7 protein-coding genes and 1 pseudogene are annotated in these 8,916 nt (G+C 65.4%); 1 reads left to right on the top strand and 7 read right to left on the bottom strand.

Translation table 11 applies throughout. The features are described from left to right. Positions 1 to 203: pseudogene (locus B3T59_RS00595) on the bottom strand (4-hydroxy-tetrahydrodipicolinate reductase); the annotation flags it as partial. A gap of 87 nt (positions 204 to 290) precedes the next feature. Then, positions 291 to 773, bottom strand: coding sequence for an Lrp/AsnC family transcriptional regulator (locus tag B3T59_RS00590; RefSeq protein ID WP_251721123.1), 483 nt, complete (start codon positions 771 to 773; stop codon positions 291 to 293). Positions 774 to 943: 170 nt separating this feature from the next. Between B3T59_RS00590 and ald the strand changes: the two genes are divergently transcribed. Next, positions 944 to 2,059, top strand: coding sequence for an alanine dehydrogenase (gene ald, locus B3T59_RS00585; RefSeq protein WP_287001244.1), 1,116 nt, complete (start codon positions 944 to 946; stop codon positions 2,057 to 2,059). A 65-nt stretch (positions 2,060 to 2,124) separates the two neighbouring features. Here the strand turns inward: ald and B3T59_RS00580 are convergent, their stop codons facing one another. The 5 genes from B3T59_RS00580 to B3T59_RS00560 form a co-directional block, all read right to left on the bottom strand. Beyond that, complete coding sequence (locus B3T59_RS00580) at positions 2,125 to 2,886, bottom strand: NRDE family protein (RefSeq protein WP_287001243.1); 762 nt, start codon at positions 2,884 to 2,886, stop codon at positions 2,125 to 2,127. Positions 2,887 to 2,914: 28 nt separating this feature from the next. Beyond that, positions 2,915 to 4,417: a putative nucleotidyltransferase substrate binding domain-containing protein gene (locus tag B3T59_RS00575; RefSeq protein ID WP_287001242.1), complete on the bottom strand. Its 1,503-nt coding sequence runs from the start codon at positions 4,415 to 4,417 to the stop codon at positions 2,915 to 2,917. Between the two features lie 130 nt (positions 4,418 to 4,547). Continuing rightward, complete coding sequence (locus tag B3T59_RS00570; protein ID WP_287001241.1) at positions 4,548 to 6,836, bottom strand: polyribonucleotide nucleotidyltransferase; 2,289 nt, start codon at positions 6,834 to 6,836, stop codon at positions 4,548 to 4,550. Between the two features lie 495 nt (positions 6,837 to 7,331). Beyond that, complete coding sequence (gene rpsO / locus B3T59_RS00565) at positions 7,332 to 7,601, bottom strand: 30S ribosomal protein S15 (protein WP_005204469.1); 270 nt, start codon at positions 7,599 to 7,601, stop codon at positions 7,332 to 7,334. Positions 7,602 to 7,794: 193 nt separating this feature from the next. After that, on the bottom strand, positions 7,795 to 8,769 hold the full coding sequence (locus B3T59_RS00560) for a bifunctional riboflavin kinase/FAD synthetase (protein ID WP_287001240.1): 975 nt from the start codon (positions 8,767 to 8,769) through the stop codon (positions 7,795 to 7,797). Positions 8,770 to 8,916 lie beyond the last annotated feature (147 nt).

The following is an 8,916-nucleotide window of genomic DNA, read 5'->3' as shown; positions in this document are numbered from 1 at the left end:
TTCTCTATCAGGAACTTCAGGTTGTCCATGACGACGCTCGGATGCGTGAAGTCGATGACGACGGAGGTGTCCGTGTCGACGAAGACAACAGGATCGTCGCCCTTGTCGACGCCCGTGGTGAAGACGAGATCCTCGGCGGCCTCGACAGCGTCGACCATGGCCTGCCCGACCTTGCCCCCACTGCCGAATACGCCCACCCTGATCTCGTCACTCATCGGTGCTCCCTCTTCTCGCGTGCTCGGTCGAACTTTCCTGTCCGAGTCTAGTGGGCGGCACTTTCGTGCCGACCCTCAGTAGATCGGCGCATCGCCACGCTGGTGGTCGAAGACCAGCGACGTCGTGGTCCCTGCGACCTCGCGTCTGGCATTGAGCATCTCGACGAACGTGCGCAGCGCCTCCGTGTCGGCGGTCGCGACGTGCAGAAGGTAATCGTCGGCACCCGCAAGAAAGAAGACGTCGATCACCTCGTCTCGCTGTGCGATCTCGCCGACGAACTGCCGGATCTGCCCACGCGCATCCGACTGCAGGCTCACGGCGACCATCGCCCGCAACGGCCGTCCCACCGCGGCCGGATCGACGTCGGCGAAGAATCCGCGGATCACACCGGTGTCGACGAGCCGTCGGAGACGTCCGTGTGCTGTCGACGCCGCGATCCCCACCCGTGCCGCGAGCTCACTATTGGGGATGCGCGCATCGAGTTGCAGGACGCGCAGCAGTTCACGATCGGTCGCGTCGAGCTCGACTGCCCGAACATCCTTCGGCGTGGTGGCCATCACAACTCCTCGATCTGACGATTCTTCACCCTTAACCGCAAATTACAGAACTTTCCTCATCAACATTGTGCACTATTCGACGTTCCTTCACGCTTGTAGGTGTTCAGCGCAGAGCAGCGCCTCCGCCGCGCAGCACATGACCACACCCCAACACTTCCGAGGAGCACCCGATGCGTATCGGCATCCCCACCGAGATCAAGAACCACGAATACCGCGTCGCCATCACGCCCGCCGGCGTCGCCGAGCTGACCAAGCGCGGCCACGATGTGATCATCGAGGCGGGCGCAGGCCTCGGTTCCGCCATCGACGACACCGACTTCAAGGCCGCGGGCGCACAGATCCTCGACACCGCCGCCGCGGTCTGGGAGCAGGCCGACCTGCTGCTCAAGGTCAAAGAGCCGATCGAGGCCGAATACGGACTCATGCGCGAGGGCCAAACGCTCTTCACCTACCTGCACCTTGCGGCCAGCCGCCCCTGCACCGTCGCGCTGCTCGCGTCGGGCACCACGTCGATCGCCTACGAGACGGTCCGCGCCGCCGACGGCTCGCTTCCCCTGCTCGCCCCGATGAGCGAGGTCGCAGGCCGACTCGCTCCCCAGGTGGGCGCCTACCACCTCATGCGTTCCGAAGGCGGCCGCGGCGTGCTGATGGGCGGCGTCCCCGGTACCGAGCCCGCCGACGTCGTCGTCATCGGCGCGGGTGTCAGTGGCGTCAATGCCGCGACCATCGCGATGGGTATGGGCGCACAGGTCACCGTCTTCGACCTCGACATCGCGAAACTACGCGCGGTCGACGCACGCTTCGGCGGCCGCGTCCACACCCGCTACTCGACGTCGCTGGCACTCGCCGAGGCCGTCAAGCAGGCCGACCTGGTGATCGGCGCGGTCCTCGTCCCCGGCGCGAAGGCGCCCGTGCTCGTCCCCAATAGCCTTGTCGCGCAGATGAAGTCGGGCGCGGTGCTCGTCGACATCGCCATCGATCAGGGCGGCTGCTTCGAGGATTCACGTCCCACCACCCACGACGACCCGACGTTCACCGTGCACGACACCGTGTTCTACTGTGTCGCCAACATGCCCGGCACCGTCGCGCGTACGTCGACGCAGGCGCTCACCGGCGCCACGCTCCCCTACGTGCTGCAGCTCGCCGACAAGGGCTGGGAGAAGGCGCTGGCCGACAACGCCGCACTCGCAGGCGGCCTGAGCACCCACGCGGGCGCGTTGTTCAATGCCGAGGTCGGCGCAGCGCTCGACATCCCGGCCGAGCAGAATCCGTTCGCCGCCAACTGACCACGACCTCCGTCGCGAGACCGCCGGACCCGAGATCGTCTCGGGCCCGGCGGTTGCATCTCGCGTCACCACCGCAACGTGGACGTCTCCACCGGCTCGCCGTCAAGGAACCGACGTTCGGTCAGGTCGCCATGGCGGTCGCGTCCCATGCGCAGCACCGACGACGCCCGGGTGCCATAGCCATCCATGTCGACGAACATCGCCGAGAGTTGGTGCTCACGCTCGGGATCGATGCCCGTCTCGGGCAGCCGAGCAGGGTCGGCCAGGCTCCGATCGTCGAGCATCGCAAGGTAGTCCTCCGGCAGCCCGTCCGAGTCGGCCGCGACCTGCTGGAATCGTCGAACACCGTCGGTCACTTTTGGCCAGTCGCTGTCGAGCACGCCATTCGACAGTCCGTGCCAGCCGGGCGGCACAGCTCTGGCGTCGGGTACGGGAGCGTTCGTCGCCCACCAGACGTCGACGCCGTCGGCGACAAGCAGGTTGACCGGCGCGTACTCGTCGGCGTGTTGCACAAGATGCTTCGCCGCTTCCCGCGGAGTTGCCTCGCCGTTGAGGAAATCGACGGGCAGGTCGCCGCGCGATCGTTTGCCCGGCAGCACTTTCGGCTCGCCGATGCGCACATTGGTCACCGCTGCCATCCGTCGCGGCAACGTCGTCGACACACCCATCCACGTGCCGCCCGCAGTCAGATCACGACCACCGATGATCGGGGCATCGCCCCACCGGTGAATCCCCTCGGTCGGTCGCGAATAGATCTCGTCACGATTGGCGGCCAGGAGAAACTCGTATTTCGGGACGGCGTCGACGGCGAACAGAATCAGACACACCGCGCGCGACCCCTTGTCACAGACCTCACTACACCGAACTTACCGGCAGATAGTGCGCGCGGTTGGCGGCTCGGCGCTGGACTCCTGCAACCTCGCGTACCGCCTGCGCGACCATGCTGCGGTCGAGCGGCGACAACCGTTTCATGTCCAGCACGTCGCTCACGTCCTCACCCCGATCGAACTGTGCGACTTGATAATTGAGGCGTATTCGTTGCAGGATCTCGAAGACCTCGATCAAGGTGTCTGCCTGGTCGTCCGACAACAACTCGGTTCCCGACGCGGCGCGTAACCGACCGCGTGTATCGAGTTGGGGCGACCCAACCGACAATGCCGCCCAGCGTGCGAAGTTCACCAGGGGACCGATCGCATGCTGCTTGATGTCGAAGTCGTCGCCACGGCGGGTCAGTACATCACGCATCGACCGCATCTTCGCTCTGGTGGCAAGAGCTTCCGCCAGCAGCAGATTCAGCGTTCCCCGATGTCGTCGAAGGTCGGCGAACACCTCGCCGACCGCCGGGAGCCCTTCATCGCCCCAAATGGGACGAGCGTCGATCAATAGCGACGTGAGGATCATGCCCTTGTTCTCCAGCGGCTCGGCGAGCCACCGTTCCGCTGCCGCGCGCCAGCGCGCGTGAGTACGCGAGAACAACGGCATCGAGGCAATCGCGCCGTTGTCGTCGACGGCCATGCCCGCTCCGCGGAGCACAGTGTCGACCTCGCCGAAGGCCACTCGATAGGCCTGCACCTGCTCGTCGCTGACGTCGTCGGAGAACGAGACTGCCGAGTCGATGTCGGAACTCAGCACGGTCTCCCGACGAGCGTTGCTGCCCAACGACATCCACGTCAACTTCGTCGGGTCCAGCTCGGGATGCGCGGCGAGGACGAGTTCGAGTGCGCGACGCACCACAGCATCGATGACAAGCGATGCCATCGTGGTGACCGAATGCGCCGGCTGCTCGCGACGGACCAGATCAGCGATCAGGTAGGGCACCCGAGACGCACGCTCCTGCACTTCGACGATGTCGCGCGCACGTGAGATCTGCTCGCGCAGAGCAACACTCGGCCCTCCCGGCGCTGCCACGAAGTCTGACGGTGCGACAACGCCGCGCACCACTCCCTTCGCATCGACGACGGGCAGTGCCGTCAGGTCGTTCTCGAGGATCGTGGTGAGCGCATCGGTTGCTGCGACGTGCGGCGCGACCGCAGTTGCCCGACGCTGCATCAGCTCTGTCACCGGGGTATCGAGCGATGCGCCTGCCGCCACCACTCGCTCACGGATGATCGCGTCCGTGAGCACTCCGAGACCGCCGTCTCGCAACGGGATCAGCACGTGATCGCGGTTGCGCTCGGTCATCAGTTGCGCCGCCTCCTGGACCGACATATCGGCCGTGCCGACAACTGGTGCAGACCGGATGAGACTCTCGACGGTGTTGTCGACCGATCCAGCAGGTTCACGCCGGTGCGCGACGGTGAGCTTGTCTGCGACGACACCGACCCTGGTAGCGTCACCACCCCGCTCATCCTCCGCCATGGTCGCTCCCCTCACCGAACTTCTCGCGAACATATGAACGTGTCCTTACGGACGACGGCGGCCCGTCGTCCACTTCATTGTGGACGACGGGCCGTCGAGTTCTCGCGGCGAGCTCCGCGGCGTCAGCAGATCAGGCGTCTGCCGAAGCCTTGTCGTCGGACTTCTCCGCATCGCTGCCGGACTTGTCGCTGTCGTCGACCGGGACGAGGCTGATCTTGCCACGCTCGTCGATGTCGGCGATCTCGACCTGAAGCTTGTCGCCGACCTTGACGACATCCTCAACCTTGTTGATGCGCTTGCCCTTACCGAGCTTGCTGATGTGCACCAGACCGTCGCGGCCAGGCAGCAACGACACGAACGCGCCGAAGGCGGTGGTCTTCACCACGGTGCCCAGGAATCGCTCGCCCACCTTGGGCAGCTGCGGGTTGGCGATCGCGTTGACCTTGTCGATCGCGGCCTGTGCCGACACGCCGTCGGCAGCACCGATGAACACGGTGCCGTCGTCCTCGATCGAGATGTTGGCGCCGGTGTCCTCGGTGATGCCGTTGATCGTCTTGCCCTTGGGGCCGATCAGCTCGCCGATCTTGTCCATCGGGATCTTGATGGTGGTGATCCGCGGGGCGTACGGGCTCATCTCGTCGGGCTCGTCGATGGCCTCGGCCATCACATCCAGAATGGTCAGACGCGCATCCTTGGCCTGGCTCAATGCACCGGCAAGCACCTTCGACGGAATGCCGTCGAGCTTGGTGTCGAGCTGAAGCGCCGTCACGAAGTCCTTGGTGCCCGCGACCTTGAAGTCCATGTCGCCGAAGGCATCTTCGGCACCGAGGATGTCGGTGAGCGCGACGTAGCGGGTCTCGCCGTCGACGGTGTCGGACACGAGGCCCATCGCGATACCCGCGACCGGAGCGCGCAGCGGCACACCGGCATTGAGCAGCGACATGGTCGACGCACAGACCGAACCCATCGAGGTGGAACCGTTGGAGCTCAACGCTTCCGAGACCTGACGGATCGCGTACGGGAAGTCCTCGACGCTCGGGATCACGGGCACGAGGGCACGCTCGGCGAGCGCGCCGTGGCCGATCTCGCGACGCTTGGGCGATCCGACGCGACCGGTCTCACCGGTCGAGTACGGCGGAAAGTTGTAGTGATGCATGTAGCGCTTCGACGTCTCGGGTCCGAGCGAGTCGATCTGCTGCGCCATCTTGACCATGTCAAGTGTGGTGACACCGAGGATCTGGGTCTCGCCGCGCTCGAACAGTGCCGAACCGTGGGCACGCGGGATCACGGCAACCTCTGCCGAGAGCGACCGGATGTCAGTGATGCCACGACCGTCGATGCGGAAGTGGTCGGTCAGGATGCGCTGGCGCACGAGCTTCTTGGTGACCGAGCGGTATGCCGCGCCGATCTCCTTCTCACGACCCTCGAACTGCTCGCCGAGCGAGGCGAGGATGTCGGCCTTGAGCTCGTCGGTCTTCTCGTCGCGCTCCTGCTTGCCCGGAATGGTGAGGATCTGCGAGAGGCGCTCGGTGGCAGCAGCCGAGACGGCGTCGTAGACGTCGGACTCGTACGCCGGGAAGAGCGGGAACTGTCCGGTCTCCTTGGCAGCGGCCGCGGCGAGCGACTTCTGCGCCTCACACAGACGAGCGATGAACGGCTTGGCAGCCTCGAGGCCCTCGGCGACGATGGCCTCGGTCGGTGCCTGCGCGCCGCCAGCGACGATGTCGATGACGTTGTCGGTTGCCTCGGCCTCGACCATCATGATCGCGACGTCGGCGTCATCGCCTTCTCCGACGATGCGGCCGGCGACGACCATGTCGAATACGGCACCTTCGAGCTGCTCGACGGTCGGGAACGCCACCCACTGGCCTGCCTTGTTCTCCTCGGTCGGGATGAGTGCGACACGCACGCCACCGACGGGGCCGGAGAACGGCAGGCCCGCGAGCTGGGTCGACGCCGATGCCGCGTTGATCGCGACGACGTCGTACAGGTCCTTGGGGTCGAGGCTCAGGACGGTGACGACAACCTGGATCTCGTTGCGCAGACCGTCGACGAACGACGGACGAAGCGGACGGTCGATCAGACGGCAGGTCAGGATGGCATCGGTCGACGGACGGCCCTCACGGCGGAAGAACGACCCGGGAATGCGTCCCGCGGCGTACATGCGCTCTTCGACGTCGACGGTGAGGGGGAAGAAGTCGAAGTGCTCCTTGGGGTGCATCGACGCCGCTGTCGTCGACAGCAGCATGGTCTCGTCGTCGAGGTAGGCGGTTACCGAACCGGCCGCCTGCAGGGCGAGACGTCCGGTCTCGAACCGGATGGTGCGGGTGCCGAAGCTGCCGTTGTCGATGACGGCGGTTGCCTCGGTGATCGCGTCGTCGAACTCCTCGACGACCTCAGTGGTGGTGACATCTGTCATGTGGGCTATGAATCCCTTCGTGCCGGTCGCATTCGACGCGACCGTGGTGGTGGCCGCTCATAGCGACCCGAATATGCGGATTTGGGACCAGGAGCGACAGACTGACGTGCGCTCCCGATGAACTGCGCGAATGAACTCGCGCACCGGGGCGCGCGTAGCGCCACTACCGGCCCAGAACATCGCGCGAAATGGCCACTGCATGCCAGGGTCGCCCTGGTGCGACCCGTGGGTGCTCAGACGGCCTTCGATCGAAGCGGCCGGAATCATCTGGCGATTCCGGCGGCCACTACCGAGGACCGATCTGACTCTGCGACATGTGTGTGAGCACACAAATCTGCAACGTTCCGCTTATCAGCCTATCATCGTGGCCCCTGAGACCAGGAAACGACGACACCGAAAGACAACACCGAAAAACGACGAACCGGCCACCTCCACGTGGGAGACGACCGGTCCGTTTAGTTCGTGTGTCGCTGAGCGACCGCGGCTCAGGGTCGCTCAGCGACGCAGGCCGAGGCGCTCGATCAGCGAGCGGTAGCGTGCGATGTCGACCTTGGCGACGTACTTGAGCAGGCGACGGCGACGGCCGACGAGCAGCAGCAAACCACGACGGCTGTGGTGATCGTGCTTGTGCTCCTTGAGGTGCTCGGTGAGGTCGGTGATGCGCTTGGTCAGCAGCGCGACCTGAGCCTCGGGTGAGCCGGTGTCGGTCTCGTGGAGGCCGTACTCGGTGAGGATTTCTTTCTTCTGCTCGGCAGTCAATGCCATGGAGGTACTCCTGTATTTCAGTCCCGCGTCATCTGTGACCAGCGGCAATCCCACCCGGGATCGTCAACGCTGATTCGGTGCGCCACCGCGGACTGCAGCGGCACCGACATGCCAGGTTACCAACCACGCAGGTCCCAGCCCAAATCGCGCCCGGTCGCACGGACCACCCTGTGTTTCCCCCGGCGCTCTGGACTTACGAACCGCTCTGGTTCGCGGCGAGAATGCCTCGGGTCTTGTCGACGTCTCCGCTCATCGCGGTCAGCAGATCGTCGATGCTGTCGAAGTTCTCCATGCCGCGGATTCTGTCGACGAAGTCGACGGCGACGTGCTGACCGTAGAGGTCGGCCGTGGTGTCGAGGACGAATGCCTCGACAGTCCGCGTACGCCCGGAGAACGTCGGGTTGGTACCCACCGACACAGCGGCCTGGTAGCTCTCGCCCGGAATCACCTGGCCCACAACCGGTCCGGGCCCGAGGACCGTGAACCACGCGGCGTACACCCCGTCAGCCGGAGTGGCCGCGTACATCGGGGGTGCGACATTGGCTGTGGGATAACCCAATTCGCGCCCACGTCCGTCACCACGAACCACCACGCCCTCGACACGGTGGGGTCGTCCGAGTGCTTCCGCCGCGCGCTCGACGTCGCCCGCCGCAACGCACGAGCGGATGTAGGTCGACGAGTAGGTCACCGCGTGCTCGCCGAACAGTGAGATGGCCTGCACCTCGAATCCGAAACGCTGCCCGAGTTCCGTGAGCTTCTCGACGTTGCCCGCAGCCTTCTTCCCGAACGTGAAATTTGCACCGACCACCACTTCAGCGGCGTGCAGACTCTCGACGAGAACGTTGTGCGCGAAGTCCTTCGGCGACCGCGACGCCAACTCAGGGGTGAACGGCATCACGCAGAACACGTCGATCCCCAACTCCTCGGCCAACTCGGCCCGACGAGTCAGCGTCGTCAACTGTGGTGGGTGCGTTCCGGGGCGGACCACCTCGGCGGGGTGCGGGTCGAACGTCATCAACACCGACGGAATGCCGCGCTCGGCCGCAGCGGAGGTCGCGGCGTGGATCAACTGCGCATGTCCTCGGTGGACACCGTCGAACACGCCGATGGTGACCACACACCTGCCCCAATCCGCGGGCACCTCGTCCAGACCTCGCCATCGCAACACGCCGACCAGCCTACGGCGACCGACGCCGGTGAACCAGCACCCGCGCCCGCTCGACGCCGATCAGAGCGCGCATCGTGAATCACGCACGTCCGCACAGTGAATCGCGGCATGCCGTCACACCAACGACAGTTGTCGACCCCGCGATGG

Source organism: Gordonia sp. UBA7860 (assembly GCF_002500165.1).
GTDB lineage: Bacteria > Actinomycetota > Actinomycetes > Mycobacteriales > Mycobacteriaceae > Gordonia > Gordonia sputi.
Note: the sequence above shows the minus strand (reverse complement) of the source record. Positions and strands in the feature narration are given on the sequence as shown.